Below are 16,625 nucleotides of genomic sequence, written 5' to 3'. Positions count from 1 at the left end.
TCCCACAAGGGGAGAGGGCACATCGATGTGCAGACGCGAGCCGACTACTTCCCGTGACGATCCACCTTGTCCTTTTCCTTCTGGTTCATCTCCTGAACCTTTGGATCGGTGCTGCTCTGCCCGGTGGTCTGGGTGGTCGAGGTGGGCGGGGCGGTGGCGTTGGGCAGTGAGTTCTGGTCCGGCGCGGTGGGGCGGGTGGCCGTGGTCGGCGGCGTCGTGTTGCCCTGGGCGAAGGCGCCGCCAGCGGTCAAAAGAAAGGCGCCCGACAGCAACGAGACTGCGAGCGCCTTCGTGATGTTGATCATCGATCTGATCCCGTCAGATCGATGCAAACGGCGCGAGGCCGCCTGATGTTCCTGAGCGCGATAGACTTCTATCGCGCTCCTTCTTGTTTGAGCACGATCTCCGCGCAAACGCGTTCCATGTGCTCACGCCTCCAATTGCTTGCCGATCGGCAGCGCACGGATGCGTTTTCCGGTCGCGGCGAAGATGGCATTCATCAGCGCCGGTGCGAACGGCGGAACGCCGGGCTCGCCGACGCCGCTCGGCGGCGTGCCCGATGCGGGCGGCACGATGTAGACGTTGGTCACCACGGGAGACTCGTCGATCCTGACGACCTGGAAGTCGTCAAAGTTCTTCTGCTGCACCTTGCCGTCCTTGAAGGTGATCTCGCCATATTTGGCGAGGCTGAGGCCCATGATCGCCGCGCCCTCGATCTGCGAGGCGATGCGCTCGGGGTTGACATAGGTGCCGCAGTCGATCGCGGTGTCGACCCGCGGCACGGTCAGCTTGCCCTTGTCGTCGACGGCCACCTCGACGATGGTCGCGATGTAGCTGACGAAGCTGCGGTGCACCGCGATGCCGAGACCGTGGCCCTTCGGCACCTGACGGCCCCATTCGCCCTTCTCGGCCACCAGCTCGACCACCTTGCGCAGGCGCGCGGTGTCGATCGGGTAGCTGTCCTGGGGCTCGCCATAGTTCCACAAGTCCTTCACCGCGGGCTTGACGATCCGCGGGCTGCCGATCAGCGCGAGCAGCGTCTCCTTCTGGTCGCGGCCGGTCGCGTTCGCGATCTCGCCGACCATCGACTGCACCGCGAAGGCGCGCGGGATGTTCGAGACCGAGCGGAACCAGCCGATGCGGGTGAACGCCGCAGCCTCCGGGTTCTCGCAGGAGATGTTGGCGATCTCGAACGGCATGTCGACGAGGCCCATGCCGAGCTCGAAGGGCGCCTGATGCACCGTGCCGGCCGCAAAGGTCGAGGCGATGCTGGGCGCCACGCTGCGGTGGCGCCAGGCGATCACCTTGCCGCTCTTGTCGAGGCCGGCCTCGATCCGCTCGACCGAGACGGTGTGCAGGAAGCCGTTGTGGATGTCGTCCTCCCGCGTCCACTGCACCTTCACCGGCGCGCCGAGCTCCTTCGACAGCAACGCGGCTTCGAGCGCATAGTCGCATTTGGACTTGCGGCCGAAACCGCCGCCGAGCAGCGTGACGTTGACGGTGACGTTCTGCTCGGGGATGTCGAGAGTCTTGGCGACGTCCTCGCGGGTGCCGCCGGGGCTCTGCACCGGCGCCCAGATCTCCGCCTTGTCGCCCTTGACGTCGGCGATCGCCACCGGCGGTTCCATGGCGACATGGGCGAGATGCGGGACGTAGTACTCGCCGACGATCACCTTGTCGGCGCCTTTCAAGGCGGCGTCCGCATCGCCCTCCTTGCGCACGACGAGGCCGGGCTTGCGCGAGGCCTCCTCGAGCTCCTTGCGGTAGGCGACGGAGTCGTATTTGCCGTTGGGGCCGTCCTCCCAGACCAGTTTCAGCGCGTCGCGGCCCTTGATCGCGGCGCCGGTGTTGCGGGCGATCACCGCGACGCCGCCGAGCGGCTGGAATTTCGACGGCCACGGCCAGCCGCGTACCTGCATCACCTTCTCGACGCCGGGCACCTTCAACGCCGCGTCCGGATCGAACGAGGTAAGCTTGCCGCCGGTCACCGGCGGGCGCGCGATCACGGCATATTTCATCCCCGGCAGGCGCACATCGGCGCCGTATCGCGCCTTGCCCGTGGTGATGTCGTGGAGATCGACGATGCCGATCTGGCCCTTGGTCAGATAGCGGAAATCCTTGGGGTCCTTCAGCTTGAGGCCCTCGACGCTCGGCACCGATTCCTTGGCGGCGTCGGCGGCGAGTTCGCCGAAGCCGAGCTTGCGTCCGCTGGCGCTGTGGACGACCTCGTGATTGACGGCCTTGACCTCGGTCGCGGGCACGCCCCAGCGCTTGGCGGCGGCCTGCTCCAGCATGGTGCGGGCGGCGGCGCCGATCTGGCGCATCGGGATCAGGTAATGCCGCGTGCTGCGGGAACCGTCGGTGTCCTGGTTGCCGAACTTGACCTCGTCGCCATGGGCCTGCTGCACCTTCACCCTGGACCAGTCGGCCTCCATCTCTTCGGCCACGATCAGCGGCAGGCTGGTGCGCACGCCGGTGCCCATCTCGGAGCGGTGGGCGACGATGCTGACGATGCCGTCGGGCGCGACCGCGACGAACACGCGCGGATCGACCACGACGCCATGCGGCATCTTTCCGGCGCCGGTCTCATAGGCAAACGCCTGGCGCGACATCACGGGCGCGGCGAGCACGAAGCCGCCGGTGACGCCGAGCCCCTTCAGGATGCTGCGGCGCGAGACCTTCTCGACACGGATGTTCTTTTCGAAGCTGTGGAGCTTCCGCGGATTGTCGATGAAATTCATGTCACACTCCCGTCGATGCGAGATGGACCGCGTTCTCGATGCGCTGGTAGCAGCCGCAACGGCAGATGTTGCCGGACATCGCCTCGCGGATCTGGTCGTGCGAGGGTTTCGGGTTGTCCATCAAGAGCGCCGCGGCCTGCATGATCTGGCCGGCCTGACAGAAGCCGCATTGGGGCACGTTGACCTGGCGCCAGGCTTTTTGAACCGGGTGATCGCCGTTCGGATGCAATCCCTCGATCGTCGTGATCTCGCGTCCGGCGACGTCGTTGACCGACGTGATGCAGGAGCGCACCGCCTCCTTGTCGACGATGACGGTGCAGGCGCCGCACAGGGCCTGGCCACAACCGTACTTGGTGCCGGTCAGCCCGGCCTCGTCGCGCAGGAACCAGAGTAGCGGGAGATTCGGGTCGCCGTCCCAGCTCTGTTCCTGGCCGTTGATCTTCACTTTGATCATGATCTTCCCTCGCTCTTCATAAGCATGAATACAAATCGCCGGCATGTGCCGGCGGGGCTCGTGCGTCGTCGCAACGTCCCGCCGTCATCCCGCGCGGGCAAATCCCGGAGGGAGGCAGGAACGCCTAGCGATGTCTGGATGTGCTCGATACCTCCCGTTTTGTTCTTGTTTGATTGAACTTCGCGCGGCATCGTCACGGCGCGATCGTAGCAGCGATCGGCCGGCCCGGCGTTCACAGCCGGGTGTTGTCAGCGTGAGCAGATTGCATCTGGGGTTTGTCAAAAGCAGGGCGCGGCATTGCGCCGCGCGCATTGTGCAACTGCAAAGCGGGTCGCAACAAAAAAGCTTCGTCCGCCAGAAAGACTGTACGGACGAAGCAGGATGCCTCAGTCGAGGGAGGGAGAAACGCAGGAGCCGCGGACTTCAGGCGGGAAGCGGGCGGCACTGCGCAGTCATTCAGAGACCAGGACTGAGGGAGCGCGTGGCCCTCATAGACGCAGAGTTCAGAAGCGGCGGCTTTGCCGCGATCGTTGGACGTCACCTCCGTCCGGCTCGCTGGTGCTGGTCAGGACCAGCGAGCGGACGTGGCGTGGGTCTGGCGGCCCTGCTCGGGCCGCCTCGTTCAGGCGGCCTTCGTCAGGCTGCTTTGGCTTTCGCCACGTGGGTCGCGATCGCGTCCATCAGCGCCGGCGACAGGCAGTCGTAGGGCTCGAGCCCGATTTCCTTCAGCCGCGAACGGATGCCGGCCATCTGCTCCGGCTTCACGCCGGATTCGATCACCGAGGAGACGAAGGCGGCGAATTGCGGCGCCTGCGAGCCCTGTTCCTGGAACAGTTCGGGATGGATGAAGTCGAGGCCGTAGAACGGATGGTTCTTGTTCTCGATGCGGCCGTACATGTGCGTGCCGCAGGCCTTGCAGGCGTGACGCTGGATCACCGCGGAGGCGTCGACGATCTGGAGCTTGTCGCCGTTCTCGAGCACGGTGACGTTCTGGCGCGGCACCACGGCCACGACGGAGAACGTCGCGCCCTGCGGCTTCCAGCACTTGGTGCAGCCACAGGCGTGGTTGTGGGCGACGTCGCCCTTGATGCCGACCTTGACCTGATGGTCCTTGCATTTGCAGGCGAGCGTGCCGCCGGCGAAGCTGCCGCTGCCCTGTTTGAGGCCGTTGTCGATCGATGGGTGGAGTGCAACAGTCATGGTTCGATCCTCCTTGGGGTGATGGCGGTGAGCTAGTAGACGACGACGGAACGGATGGATTTGCCCTCATGCATGAGGTCAAATCCCTTGTTGATCTCCTCGAGCTTGAGCACGTGGGTGATCATCGGATCGATCTGGATCTTTCCGTTCATGTACCAGTCGACGATCTTCGGCACGTCGGTGCGGCCGCGCGCGCCGCCGAAGGCCGTGCCGCGCCAGTTGCGGCCGGTGACGAGCTGGAACGGGCGGGTGGCGATCTCCTTGCCGGCCTCGGCGACGCCGATGATGATCGAGGTGCCCCAGCCGCGATGGCAGGCCTCAAGCGCCTGGCGCATCACGGTGGTGTTGCCGGTGCAGTCGAAGGTGTAGTCGGCACCGCCGTCGGTGAGGTTGACGAGATGCGGGACGATGTCGCCGGTGATCTTCTTCGGGTTGACGAAGTGGGTCATGCCGAACCGGCGGCCCCAATCTTCCTTGGAATCGTTGAGGTCAACGCCGATGATCTTGTCGGCGCCGGCCATCTTGGCGCCCTGGATCACGTTCAATCCGATGCCGCCGAGGCCGAACACGACCACGTTGGCGCCCGGCTCGACCTTGGCGGTGTTGACGACGGCGCCGACGCCGGTGGTGACGCCGCAGCCGATGTAGCAGCTCTTGTCGAACGGCGCGTCCTCGCGGATCTTGGCGACAGCGATCTCCGGCAGCACGGTGAAGTTCGAGAAGGTCGAGCAGCCCATGTAGTGGTAGATCGGCTTGCCCTTGTAGGAGAAGCGGCTGGTGCCGTCGGGCATCACGCCCTTGCCCTGCGTCGCGCGGATCGCGGTGCAGAGATTGGTCTTCTGGCTCAGGCAGCTTTTGCACTGCCGGCATTCCGGCGTGTAGAGCGGGATGACGTGGTCGCCCGGCTTCACCGAGGTCACGCCGGGGCCGATCTCGCGGATGATGCCGGCGCCCTCATGGCCCAGGATCGACGGGAAGATTCCCTCGCTGTCGAAGCCGTCGAGCGTGTAGGCGTCGGTATGGCAGATGCCCGTCGCCTTGATCTCGACCAGGACTTCGCCGGCCTTCGGTCCTTCCAGATCGAGCTCGACGATCTCAAGCGGCTTCTTTGCCTCGAAAGCAACGGCGGCACGTGTCTTCATCGTAAACTCCTCAGATTCTCACAGGGCGCCAAGAAGTAGTCTCGGCAGTCCTCGTAGCGTTCATTTCTTGCCCATGCAGGCGTCTTCCGCCTTGGTGTAGGCCTCTGTTTTCTCCTCCTTCTTGGAGGGACGCTGCCGGCTCCATGCTTCGGTGGAGCGCGCGCGCAGATAGACGTACAGATCGTCCATGTAGCAGGCGACGTTCGGGTTGTCGCCGAACGCCGGCATGACGTTCTCCTGGGCGGTCGAGATGTTCTTGCGACCGGAGGCGATCACGCCGAGGAAGTCGCCATAGCTCATGCTCTTGACGGAATCCTTGAGCGCCGGTGCGTAGGTGGAGCCCATGCCGTCGGGGCCGTGGCAGACGTGGCAGTCGGAGTGATAGCGGCGGTATCCGGAGTAGGTGAACCAGTCCACGGTGCCGTCGGCCGAAATCTTGTAGGTCGGATTGCCTTCCTTATCGAGCCACTTTCCGTCGTCTTCCTTCTTCACGGCGGTCGGGTCGCCCGGACCGTCCGCGACCGCAATTCCTCCGGACGCAACCAAGATCACCGCAGCAATGACAGAGCAGATTTTACGCAAGAGATTGTTCCTCGAAGGAGCCGGGGGACGAGCCGGCGCGTGGAGTTCATCCACGCGCCGGAGCGATACGGAGTTGAGGCTAGTTCGTCGGCAGCGAGAACACGGTCAGCGTACCGCCGAGTGCCGTGTAGTTGCTGAGGGCTGCGTAGCCACCGACCGCGCCGAGACCGGCGGTCGGATCGGTCAGGCCTGCGGCGAGACCGATGCCGGCCCATCCGCCGACGCCCGAGAGCACTGCGACGTACTGCTTGCCGCCGTTCTCATAGGTCGTGACGTTGCCGATGATGCCGGAGGGAGTCTTGAACTTGTAGAGCTCCTTGCCGGACTTGGCGTCGACCGCCTTCAGGTAGCCTTCGAGCGTGCCGTAGAACACCACGCCGCCGGCGGTTGCGAGCGCACCCGACCAGACCGAGAACTGCTCCTTGTTCGACCAGACGATCTTGCCGGTCTTGCCGTCCCAGGCGATGAAGTTGCCCATGTGGCTTTCACCCTGCGGCGGATACATCGAGAGCGTCGCACCCACATAGGGCTGGCCCGCGGTGTAGCTCACCTTGAACGGCTCGTAGTCCATGCAGACGTGGTTGGTCGGAACGTAGAACAGTTGCGTGTCCGGCGAGTAGGCTGCCGGCTGCTCGTCCTTGGTACCGAGCGCGGCCGGGCAGATGCCCTTCACGTTGTGGTCTTCGCCGGCCTTGTCGGTCGAAGCTGCGTCGAGCACCTTCGGACGGCCGTAGGTCGGCGAGTTCTTGTCCATGTCGACGCCGGAGGTCCAGTTCACCTTCGGATCGTATTTTTCGGCAACCAGCAGTTCGCCGTTCTCACGGTCCATGGTGTAGGCGAGGCCGTTGCGGTCGAAATGCGTCAGCAGCTTGCGCGGCTGGCCGTTGATCTGCTGATCCGAGAGGATCATCTCGTTGACGCCGTCATAGTCCCACTCGTCATGGGGCGTCATCTGATAGACCCACTTGGCCGTGCCGGAATCCGCGTCGCGCGCGAAGACGGTCATCGACCATTTGTTGTCGCCCGGACGCTGCTTCGGATTCCAGGTCGAGGGGTTGCCGGACCCGTAATAGACGAGGTTCAGAGCCGGATCGTAGGACATCCAGCCCCAGGTGCAGCCGCCGCCGATCTTCCACTGATCGCCTTGCCAGGTCTTCAGCGAGGAGTCGGCTCCAACCGGCTTGCCGAGCGACGTCGTCTTGGCCGGGTCGACCTTGATCTGGTCGTCCGGACCTTCGGAGAAGGCGCGCCAGACCTGCTTGCCGCTCTTGAGATCGTAAGCGGTGACGTGGCACTGCACGCCGAATTCGCCGCCGGAGATGCCGACCAGGACCTTGTCCTTGACGACCAGCGCCGCCGAGGTGCCGGTCTGGCCCTTGCTCGGATCGCCGTTCGTCGCCGACCAAGCCACCTGGCCGGTCTTGGCGTCGAGCGCGACGAGGTTGGTGTCGGCCTGATGCAGGATGATCTTGCCGTCGCCATAGGACAGGCCGCGGTTGACCGTGTCGCAGCACATCACCGGGATGACGTTCGGATCCTGCTTGGGCTCGTACTTCCAAACGATCTTGTTCTCGTTGGAAAGGTCAATAGCGTAGACCTTGTTCGGGAACGGCGTATGGACGTACATCATGTTGCCGATGATCAGCGGGCCGCCTTCGTGGCCGCGCAGCACGCCGGTCGAGAAGGTCCAGGCGACCTGGAGCTTGCCCACGTTTTGTGCGTTGATCTGGTTCAGCTTGGAATACCGGGTATTGGCGTAGTCGCCCGCCGGCATCACCCAGTCTTTCGGGTTCTGCGACATCTTGATCAGCTCGTCATTGGCTGAAGCGCTGCCGACGGCGAGAGCCGCCGCGGAGCCAAGATAGGTCGCCAGTAGCACCTTGCGCATAGTCATTTCCTCCGTTGGTATCGTTTATTGTTTCCGAAGCGTTGCTCAATCACCGGGCTTCTCCTCCGGCGTCTGCTCGTGCAGGGCGGTCACGATTGGGACCAGAAACGATGTTGCGGTGTTTCCTCCTCCTGATGAGAGCCACGGGTCCACGTGCAGGAGCGGCCCGTTCTTGTTGTTCCTGCCGCAATCCCTAACGACTTCGTCAACGGGAAACTTGCCCAAGAGAGAAGCCGGTTTGCTTGACAGCGCACGGACGCGAAGATTTTGATTTTGCAGTAGCGAATTCAGCGGCTTCTGCACCGCGTCGGGATCACGTTCAGCGCTCAGGTTCCCCTTGACGGCGCTGCAACTAAGGCGGAGGATTAACTTTCAAGGGTGGCAATGAAACGATGGCGCTCGTTGCAAAAGACCGCTCATATTCGAGGTAAACGTCACGCAATCTCGGCTGAGGGCTCCGGCAGCGCTGGTCGCGATTCGCGTCGAATTTCCGAATCAAACCAGTGGCTGGATTAATGTCCGACACAATTCATACGCTCTCGACGACTGGAATGACGCCGAAGCGCCAGATCCAGAGCTGGATCGACGGGCTGACAAGCCTGTGTGGGTATTTCGACGTCGATCCGCTGGAGGCCTCCTCGCTCGAAGGCCGCATCGACTACACCTCGGTCTCGCGCCTGAAGCTGTGCCAGATCGAGGTCAGCCAGCATCGCATCGCGCACACGCTCGCGCGCGCCAAGGCCAACGAGCACCCGTACATCAAGATCCACTTCCAGACCTACGGCGTGTCCTATTTCGAGCAGGAAGGTCGCCACATCGAATTGAATCCGGGCGACATCATCGCCTATGACGTCTCCTGCCCGCATTCGATCATCAGCCCCGCCTTCACGCGTCACGACGTGGTGATCGTGCCGAAGGCGCTGCTGCGCGACCGCGGCTTCCCGTCGCAGCGGATGCCGGCCTGCAAATTGTCGGCGAAGACGGGTACGGGACGGATCGCCCACGATTTCGTCCACGCGACCTTCGACGAGGCGGCCAAGCTGTCGGCGAACAGCGCGGTCGGCGTCGCCGATTCGCTGATCGACCTCTTGCTGCTGCCGCTGCGCGAAGCCGACACGATGTTCGATCGGGTCGGGCCCGAGGCGATGTATGTGCGGGCGCAGTTCTTCATCCGCGAGCATCTGCGCGATCCGGATCTGTGCATCGACCAGATCTCCGCCGAGCTCGGCTGCTCCAAGCGCTATCTGCACATGCTGTTCTCCGAGCGCGGCACCACGGTGAGCGACTACATCTGGCAGGCCCGTTTGCAGAACTGCCGCCAGGAGCTCGAGGCCCACGCCGGCAAGACCATCACCGACGTCGCGTTCTCCTGGGGCTTCTCCAGCTCGTCGCATTTCAGCCGCGTGTTCCGGAAATATTTCGGCGTGGTGCCGTCCTCGATTCACAAGGGGCAGCAGAGCGCCGCGGCCGCGAACGAGCATTAGGCGCACGCCGGGAAGCTCCCGGCGGGTCGCCAATGCGCTTTACGCCGACGTGGCAATATAGGGAATGCTGGCCAGCAGGGCGGCGAGCAGGACCGCGTTGCACAGCATCCCGCTCCAGTGCAGCCGGCGCAGCCGCCGCGGAGCCTCGGTATCGCCCGCGTCACTCGCGCTGAGCTGGTCATCCAGCCGCTGCATGAACCGGCGGCGTCCCCAGATTGCCAGGGCTGCGATCATGCCGGCGCCCAGTGCGGCGAGCGGGCGACCGTCGAGGAGGAAAGCCACCGTTCCGATGACCCCGGCAACGCGCATCACCAGAAAATGGACGTTGAACATTCCGCGCAGCAACTGGGCGACCGGCTGGATGTCGAGCTTCACCAGCAGGAAGGCGGGCGAGGCCAGGGTGAAATAGCCCATCGGAAAGAGCAGGATGACCATAACGGCAACTGCGACTCCATCCGGTGTCATACGATCGGCCCTTCTTGTCGGCCCCGGTGAGGGCTTCCGGCAGCGTGCACAATCATAGCGGGAAAATGCGCTTCCGACACTAGGCTTTGGTCGGACGCCGGGCCGCGAAGGGAGCACCCGGCGCGCCGCGCCATGGCTTGCGGTTCAGGCCGGTTCGAGGCCCAGCGACTGCGCGCTCTCGATCCAGATCGGCAGCTCGCGCTGATACAGCGCATTGGTCTCCTTGAAGCCGATCGCCGGTTCGAGCACGAAGGTCGCGAGCACCTCCTTCACCTTCGGATCGTTGTTGGCGGCGACGCAGAGCTCGGCCAGGCGGTCGACCACCGGCTGCGGCGTTGCCTTCGGCACCGCCCAGCCGGTGAATCCGCTGACGGTGAAGAATCTTGACGTCGCGCCCTGCTCGGGAAGGGTCTTGACGGTGGGAATCGCGTCCACCTTCTTCGAATGCACCGCGAACACGGTGCCGCGGTCACTTTGCAGGACGGATTGCGCGGCCGTGTAACTGCCCATCGCGGCATCGAGCGTGCCTTCCAGCATGCCCGTCCACATCGGCGCTTCGCCGCGGTAATGGACCGGCTCGATGTTGAGGCCATACTGCTTGTTGAGCTCGTTGATCGTCATGTGCGGGGACGAGCCCGAGCTGTAGGTGCCGAAGTTCACCTTGCCGCTCTTGCGCGCGAACGCGACGAAATCCTCCAGCGTCTTGACGCCGGTCTTGGGGTTCGCGACCAGCAGCAGGCCGGCGCCCGGAATGACGCTGACGAGCGTCAGGTCCTTGTCCATGTCGTAGCCGGGATTCTTCATCACCACCCGGTTCATGATGTAGGTGGTCGAGATCGAGCACAGGATGGTGTGGCCGTCGGGCTCCGCGCGGGCAACGTCCGCCGTGCCGATCGCGCCAGCGGCGCCGGGCTTGTTCTCGATCACGACGGTCTTGCCGACTTGCTTGGAGATGAATTCGCCATAGGCGCGCGCGAGCAGGTCGGTCTGTCCGCCGGCCGGGTAGCTGCAGATCATGCGAATCTGCCGCGACGGCCAGCTGCCCTGGGATGTGCCCTGCGCCGAGGCGCTGCGCGCGACGAAAGGCATCGCAAGTGCAGTGGCGCCGGCGGCGACGAAATGGCGGCGATCGAGTTTTGCGGACATGATTCTCTCCCGGATTTTTGCCGAACCTACTGCATCACGCCGTCTCTGCCATGGGCGGCAGGCGAGACAGATTGGCGCATTGGAAGGTATGGCGCTGCCTATCCGCGCGTCATCCGGGCAATCAGGCCTTTCGCATCACCCGTTGCCAGATGATCTCGGTCAGGGCGACCGCAATGAGGCCAAACGTGCCGCCGATCATCACGTTGGCGATGCGCTCCTCCGCGATCCCGCTGGCGCCGCCGGCGAAGGAGGCGGCGAGCGCAATGAAGAAGCAGCGCAGGCCGAAGCCGACGATGTAGCGGGAGAACGAGATCAGCGTGAGGGTGGCGGCGAGAACCGCGAGCGCATAGCCGATCCGGCTTTGCGGCAGCACGATTCCGGCGAGGAAGCCGAGTGGCACGCCGACGAGCGCGCCGATCGCCCGCTGCTTCAGCTTGCCGGTGGACGCCGAGAGATCGCCGACCACGACGCTTGCAGCCGACCACATCACCCATTGCCCCTGCGCGAGGTCGAGCATCTCGACCAGCGCCGCCGCGGCGAACACCGCCATGGCGGTCGCCGCCGCGGGCAGATACCATTCGGCCGCGGGCGGTCCGAACGAGGTCGCCACGCCACCGTCACCTCGCCGCTGGTCGTAAACCTGGATCGCGCAGACGAGCGCCAGTGCGATCGGAGAGGAGACGATGATCACGCCGGCATGGCGGAGGGCTTCCGAGGCGCTGACACCCTCCCGCACCTCGCAGGCGAGATAGACGGCGGGGATGAACACCCAATTGCCGAGCGTGCGAAAATGTTCGCCATAGCGGGTCACCGCCACTGCAAGGAAGCCGGCAAGCGCCGTCAGCACCACGAATAGCGGCTTGACGGGCGCTGCAAGGAAAAGCGCGGCAAAGGTGACGAGGATGGCGAGATAGTGCCACGCGATCACTTTTGGCGGCAGGTGCAGCCTCAGCGCGGGAATGAGCAACGAGACCGCGACCAGCCCCAGATTCAGCAGCGCCGTCTCGCGCGCGATGAAATAGGCGGCCACTATCGGACCGACGACGATCAACGCGCGCAGCAGCTCGCCGGTCTTGATTTCCCGCGAGAGGAGATCGCGCAAGTTGGCGGCAGAGGGACTCACGACTTCACCAAATGGCCGAATGAATGGCCGCATTATACGAAGCGGGACGCTGTCAGCCACGCCCGCCGTCATTCCGGGATGCGTGCGCAGCACGCAGGCCCGGAATCCATCGGGCGGCATCCTCTGCGGAGAAATGGATTCCGGGTTCGCCCTGCGGGCGCCCCGGAATGACGAACAGAATCACCGCTGAATGATCTTCATCCAGACATCGCCGAGGATCGCGGGCTCGCGCGGCGGCAAATAGGTGAGACCGGCCTGCTTGCCGAATTCGGCGATCTTGCCTTCAGCGGCGAGCTCGGTCAGCGCCTTGTTGACGGCGCCGATCAATGCGGGATCGCCGGCGAGCCCGACATAGCCGCGATTGGCGCCGATCGGATAATAGTAGCCGGACGCGGTGACCGGCGCATCCGGATGCGCGGCACGATGGGCATCGAAGCGGCCGAGGTCGATCAGTGTCGCGTCGTAGTCGCCACGTGCCAGCGCGCCGAGGAGATCGTCGCGGCCGGGGACAAGATGCGTGATGCTGTCGATCAGGCGCCCCTTGTCGAAGGTCATCAGGATCGCATCGCCCAGCGATCCGCTCTCGATGGCGAGGCGAAGTCCGGCAAGATCGCCGATGTCGGCGATCTTGCGCCCCTTCGCCTTCGGCCCGAGCACCACCGTCATTGGTGAGTAGACATAAGGCTGGCTCGGCGCGAGCACGCCGAGCGCGACGCGGCGCCGCCGGTCCTCGCGCGTGGCGCCAGCGAAATCCGGCAGGCGCGCCGTCTTCATGCCGGGCTTGACGAGGGAATCCGTCGTCAGCGCATAGCCGCCGACCAGCGAGCAGCGTCCGTCGGAGAGCAACGCATTGGCCTCGAGCTGCGGGCTGGAATCTTCATCCAGCTTGCTCTCGAACCACTGGATCTTGAGCGGTCGCCCCATCCGCTCTGCGATCGCCTGCGCCAGCAGCACGTCGAAGCCGGAATCCGCCTTGCCCTTGTGATGCACCGAGAGCGGCGGGCGGTCCTCGTCGAGACAGACATTCAAGGGATCATCGGCCGCGTGCGCGGCCGTGGCCGCGAGGATCGCGGCGAGGCTCCAGGCGGCGGGCCAGCGCCTCATGGCTTCCTCCGGCTCGCGATGAAGGCCCAGAGATCACCGATCTCGTCGTCGCTGAGGATATCGCCCCAGGGCGGCATCTTGTTGTTCTTGCCGTTCTTCACGGTGGTGACGAAGCGCGTCTTGTCGTCGGGAAAGGCGCGCAGGTCCGGTGTGATGGTGCCGGAATTCATCATGTTGGGACCGTGGCAGTGCGAGCACTTTGAAGCATAGGTCGACTTGCCAAGGTCGATCTGTGCCTGCACGGGATTGCCGGCTGCGTCGTCCGCGGCACGAACGGTCGCCGCAAGCGCGACCGTCAGCACCGCGACGGTGGCGATGGTCGCCACCGTCTTGTGAGCTACGTCCTTCAGCATCGTGCCGTGGTTACCGCTTGACTGCAAAGACCCACAGCGAGCCGCCGGGCGGCACCTTGGCGAGCCGCTCGTCGCCGGAGAACAGCGAGTAGACGCCGCCATAGCCGCTGGTGACGGCAACGTACTGCACGCCGTCCTGCTGCCACGTCACCGGCTGCCCCTCGATGCCGGAGCCGGTCTGGAACTGCCAGAGCTTCTTGCCGGTGTCGGCGTCGAAGGCTTCGAACTCGCCGGTCAACGCGCCCGAGAACACGACGCCGCCCGCGGTCGACAGCACGCCCGAGAAGCGCGGGATGTCGCTTGGCGCTTCCCACTTGGCCTTGCCAGTCATGGGATCGATCGCCTTCAGATGGCCGCGCGGGCCGTCACCCCATTCCCAGAGATCGGTGAGGTCCATGCCGAGATACCATTCGCCCTGCTTGAAGGTGACGGGCTCGGTCTTGTACCTGCCGCCGAAGGCGAGCGTGTTGGCGTAGGCAAGGCCGGTCTGCGGATTGAACGACATCGGCTCCCAGTTCTTGCCGCCGAGGATCGACGGATAGACCGTGACCTTCTTGCCCTCGCGCGCGTCCTTCGAAACGTCGGTCTCGATGGGGCGGCCCGTCTTCATGTCGATGCCGGTTGCCCAATTCACCTTCACGTAAGGATTGGCCGCAAGCAGCTTTCCGTTGGTGCGGTCGAGCACGTAGAAGAAGCCGTTGCGGTTGGCATCCATCAGCACCTTGGTCGGCTTGCCCTCGACATTCATGTCGGCGAGGACCATCTCGGCCACGCTGTCATAGTCGAACGGATTGTTCGGCGAGAACTGGTAGTGCCACTTGATCTTGCCGGTCTTGGGATCCATCGCCAGCACGGAGCAGGTGTAGAGGTTGTCGCCGGGGCGCACCGCCGAGTTGAACGGGCCGGGATTGCCGATGCCCCAATAGACCGTGTTCAGCTCGGGATCGTAGGAGCCGGTGATCCAGGTCGAGCCGCCGCCGAGCTTCCAGGTGTCGCCCTTCCAGGTGTCGCCACCGGGCTCGTCGGGCGAGGGGATCGAATGGGTGCGCCAGAGATGCTTGCCCGTCGCCGGATCCCAGCCGTCGATGAAGCCGCGGGTGCCGAACTCGGCGCCGGAGATGCCGGTGATGACGACGCCGTCGGCGACCAGCGGGGCCACCGTCATCGAATAGCCTTCCTTGATGTCGGCCGCCTTCTGCCGCCACAGTTCCTTGCCGTCCTTGGCGTCGAGCGCGATCACGTTGGCGTCGAGGGTGGTGCGGAACACCTTGCCGTCGTAGAGCGCGGCGCCGCGGTTGATGATGCCGCAGCAGACGATGCGTGGCGTCTCGGCGGGATACTCGATCTTGCTCTTCCAGATCTGCTTGCCGGTCTTGGCGTCGACCGCCATGGTCGCATTGTGCGAGGTCACGTAGATCACGCCCTGGTACACCAGCGGCTGCGATTCCTCGCTGCGATCGTCGTTGAAGGAGTAGTTCCAGACCGGGACGAGGTTCTTGACGGTGTCCTTGTTGATCTGGTTCAGGGTCGAGAAGCGCTGGAGATTGTAGCCCATCCCGTAGTTGAGAACGTTCGATGTATCGGTCGCACCCTTGACCAGCTGCTCGGTGGTCTGGGCGTTTGCATACGTTGATGCAAGCATGACGAGGCTCGCGGCCATCGCAAAGCGTTTCATCCGTTCCTCCCAATATGCGCGCCTTTTGACGCTGCGACAGCAACACTCCGCCGGAATGCAAAACGCGTCAATACGAAAGTCGAATGCTCGCTGCCGATATGTTGGACGCGGCGGCCGGTTACTTCGGGTAAACCTTTCGGCAATGTCGCGAGTTGCGTACAGACGCTGCTGAAATTCCGCGCCACGAAGCGGCGTGCAGGGGCGGGTCCCGTCGGTTGTGGGCGGGGCAGGGTGCAATTGCAGGCTTGAACCGGCGGCGCGCTTGCGGATTTATGGTGTCTCGATCCCGTTCGAATCGGGGTGCTCTATTGGAGGTTTCGATGATGTCACGTCGCTCTGTTGCGCTTGCGCTCGCGATTGCAATGCTGTCCGCTCCGGCCTGGTCGGCCTCCGGCAATGCCGTCAAGATGTTCGATACCGACAATGACGGCACGCTCGACCTTGCCGAGGTGAAGAAGGCGGCCACTGCATTGTTCGCCAAGCTCGATCCCGATCACGATGGCACGCTGGATGCGCGCGAATTGCGCGGACGGCTGACGGCGAAAGAACTCGCCGCCGCCGATCCCGACCGCGACGGGACTCTCACGCTCGACGAATACCTGTCCGTGGTGGAGCAGCGCTTCAACGCCGCGAATCCGGACAAGGACGGAACGCTGGATGCGAAGGAGCTGAACTCGCGCGCCGGCCGCGCATTGCTGCGCCTGTTGCGGTGAGCGCCTCGGCCGGAACAGATGTGACGAGGGCGGGATTGCGCGCATGTCGAAAAAGTGCGGCAGTGCATCGCACAAGGTGCGCCTTTGTCCGAGAGTGAACATCTCTTGTCCGAGAGAGAAGTGTCGGGTGTGAAGAATCGCAGCAGGTGCATTCTGTCGGCGATTCCAGGCTTGCGCTGCATCTGACGCAGCCCTAGGTTTTGCCCCGCGCGATGTCGCGCTCAATCCCTTGGGAGACCCCGAATGGCTTGGAAAGCTCCGAAGATCGTGGAAGTGTCGGTCGGCATGGAAATCAACATGTACGCCTGCGCTTCGCGCAAGTAAGACTGACGAACCTGCCGCGGCTTCGGTGGCGAATGCCATCGAAGCCGTGGCAGTGTTCGGCGCCCTCGTGGCTGCGCCCCGCGCTTTGCCGTTGATGCAAAGCCACACCTCAAAAGCCACACCTGCGCTGGCTTCGACCCGCTCTCTCCAAAATCTCGGTCGTGCTCTTGCCGCAGTGTGTTACGCTGGCGCTCGGTCAGCGCTGCTGCCGCTTTGACGCGGTGCGGCCTT

Annotated in this window: 16 protein-coding genes; 3 read left to right on the top strand and 13 right to left on the bottom strand. The window is 64.2% G+C overall.

Going from position 1 to position 16,625, the window contains the following annotated elements:
- Positions 1–44 precede the first annotated feature (44 nt).
- From BM118_RS24460 to xoxF5, 7 genes are all read right to left on the bottom strand, one after another.
- Entirely contained in the window at positions 45–305 is a 261-nt protein-coding gene (locus BM118_RS24460; protein ID WP_092188080.1) for a hypothetical protein, read from the bottom strand.
- A gap of 123 nt (positions 306–428) precedes the next feature.
- Positions 429–2,741 (bottom strand): xanthine dehydrogenase family protein molybdopterin-binding subunit, encoded by a 2,313-nt coding sequence (locus BM118_RS24455; RefSeq protein ID WP_092188078.1) that lies wholly within the window; start codon positions 2,739–2,741, stop codon positions 429–431.
- Between the two features lies 1 nt (position 2,742).
- A complete protein-coding gene (locus BM118_RS24450; RefSeq protein ID WP_092188076.1) occupies positions 2,743–3,195 on the bottom strand; it encodes a (2Fe-2S)-binding protein in 453 nt (150 codons plus the stop codon).
- Positions 3,196–3,831: 636 nt separating this feature from the next.
- On the bottom strand, positions 3,832–4,395 hold the full coding sequence (gene gfa, locus BM118_RS24440; RefSeq protein WP_027546457.1) for an S-(hydroxymethyl)glutathione synthase: 564 nt from the start codon (positions 4,393–4,395) through the stop codon (positions 3,832–3,834).
- Positions 4,396–4,427: 32 nt separating this feature from the next.
- Entirely contained in the window at positions 4,428–5,537 is a 1,110-nt protein-coding gene (locus BM118_RS24435; RefSeq protein ID WP_092188074.1) for an S-(hydroxymethyl)glutathione dehydrogenase/class III alcohol dehydrogenase, read from the bottom strand.
- Between the two features lie 60 nt (positions 5,538–5,597).
- On the bottom strand, positions 5,598–6,119 hold the full coding sequence (locus BM118_RS24430; RefSeq protein WP_441299763.1) for a c-type cytochrome, methanol metabolism-related: 522 nt from the start codon (positions 6,117–6,119) through the stop codon (positions 5,598–5,600).
- Positions 6,120–6,198: 79 nt separating this feature from the next.
- On the bottom strand, positions 6,199–8,007 hold the full coding sequence (xoxF5, locus tag BM118_RS24425) for a lanthanide-dependent methanol dehydrogenase XoxF5 (RefSeq protein WP_092188070.1): 1,809 nt from the start codon (positions 8,005–8,007) through the stop codon (positions 6,199–6,201).
- A 515-nt stretch (positions 8,008–8,522) separates the two neighbouring features.
- Here xoxF5 and BM118_RS24420 point away from each other — a divergent pair.
- Complete coding sequence (locus BM118_RS24420) at positions 8,523–9,491, top strand: helix-turn-helix domain-containing protein (RefSeq protein ID WP_092188068.1); 969 nt, start codon at positions 8,523–8,525, stop codon at positions 9,489–9,491.
- A gap of 39 nt (positions 9,492–9,530) precedes the next feature.
- On the opposite strand, the gene BM118_RS24415 is transcribed toward BM118_RS24420, so the two are convergent.
- From BM118_RS24415 to BM118_RS24390, 6 genes are all read right to left on the bottom strand, one after another.
- The gene (locus BM118_RS24415; RefSeq protein ID WP_092188066.1) at positions 9,531–9,956 is read right to left on the bottom strand and encodes a hypothetical protein; all 426 of its coding nucleotides are present in this window, start codon (positions 9,954–9,956) and stop codon (positions 9,531–9,533) included.
- Between the two features lie 144 nt (positions 9,957–10,100).
- Positions 10,101–11,102, bottom strand: coding sequence for a Bug family tripartite tricarboxylate transporter substrate binding protein (locus BM118_RS24410; protein WP_092188064.1), 1,002 nt, complete (start codon positions 11,100–11,102; stop codon positions 10,101–10,103).
- Between the two features lie 121 nt (positions 11,103–11,223).
- A complete protein-coding gene (locus tag BM118_RS24405; RefSeq protein ID WP_244550226.1) occupies positions 11,224–12,225 on the bottom strand; it encodes an FUSC family protein in 1,002 nt (333 codons plus the stop codon).
- Positions 12,226–12,405: 180 nt separating this feature from the next.
- Positions 12,406–13,329: a substrate-binding periplasmic protein gene (locus BM118_RS24400; RefSeq protein ID WP_092188062.1), complete on the bottom strand. Its 924-nt coding sequence runs from the start codon at positions 13,327–13,329 to the stop codon at positions 12,406–12,408.
- Entirely contained in the window at positions 13,326–13,682 is a 357-nt protein-coding gene (locus tag BM118_RS24395) for a c-type cytochrome (protein WP_092188060.1), read from the bottom strand. The genes BM118_RS24400 and BM118_RS24395 overlap by 4 nt, the downstream gene beginning before the upstream one ends.
- A gap of 10 nt (positions 13,683–13,692) precedes the next feature.
- Entirely contained in the window at positions 13,693–15,357 is a 1,665-nt protein-coding gene (locus tag BM118_RS24390) for a methanol/ethanol family PQQ-dependent dehydrogenase (protein WP_092188058.1), read from the bottom strand.
- Between the two features lie 320 nt (positions 15,358–15,677).
- Between BM118_RS24390 and BM118_RS24385 the strand changes: the two genes are divergently transcribed.
- Together BM118_RS24385 and pqqA are read left to right on the top strand one after the other, a co-directional pair.
- Positions 15,678–16,070, top strand: coding sequence for an EF-hand domain-containing protein (locus BM118_RS24385; protein WP_092188056.1), 393 nt, complete (start codon positions 15,678–15,680; stop codon positions 16,068–16,070).
- A 243-nt stretch (positions 16,071–16,313) separates the two neighbouring features.
- On the top strand, positions 16,314–16,394 hold the full coding sequence (pqqA, locus tag BM118_RS24380) for a pyrroloquinoline quinone precursor peptide PqqA (RefSeq protein ID WP_035663753.1): 81 nt from the start codon (positions 16,314–16,316) through the stop codon (positions 16,392–16,394).
- Positions 16,395–16,625: the final 231 nt, after the last annotated feature.

Origin of the sequence: Bradyrhizobium sp. cf659 (assembly GCF_900113725.1) — a bacterium.
In the GTDB taxonomy this organism is placed as follows: Bacteria; Pseudomonadota; Alphaproteobacteria; order Rhizobiales; family Xanthobacteraceae; genus Bradyrhizobium.
This window is presented reverse-complemented; position numbering and strand designations above follow the sequence as displayed.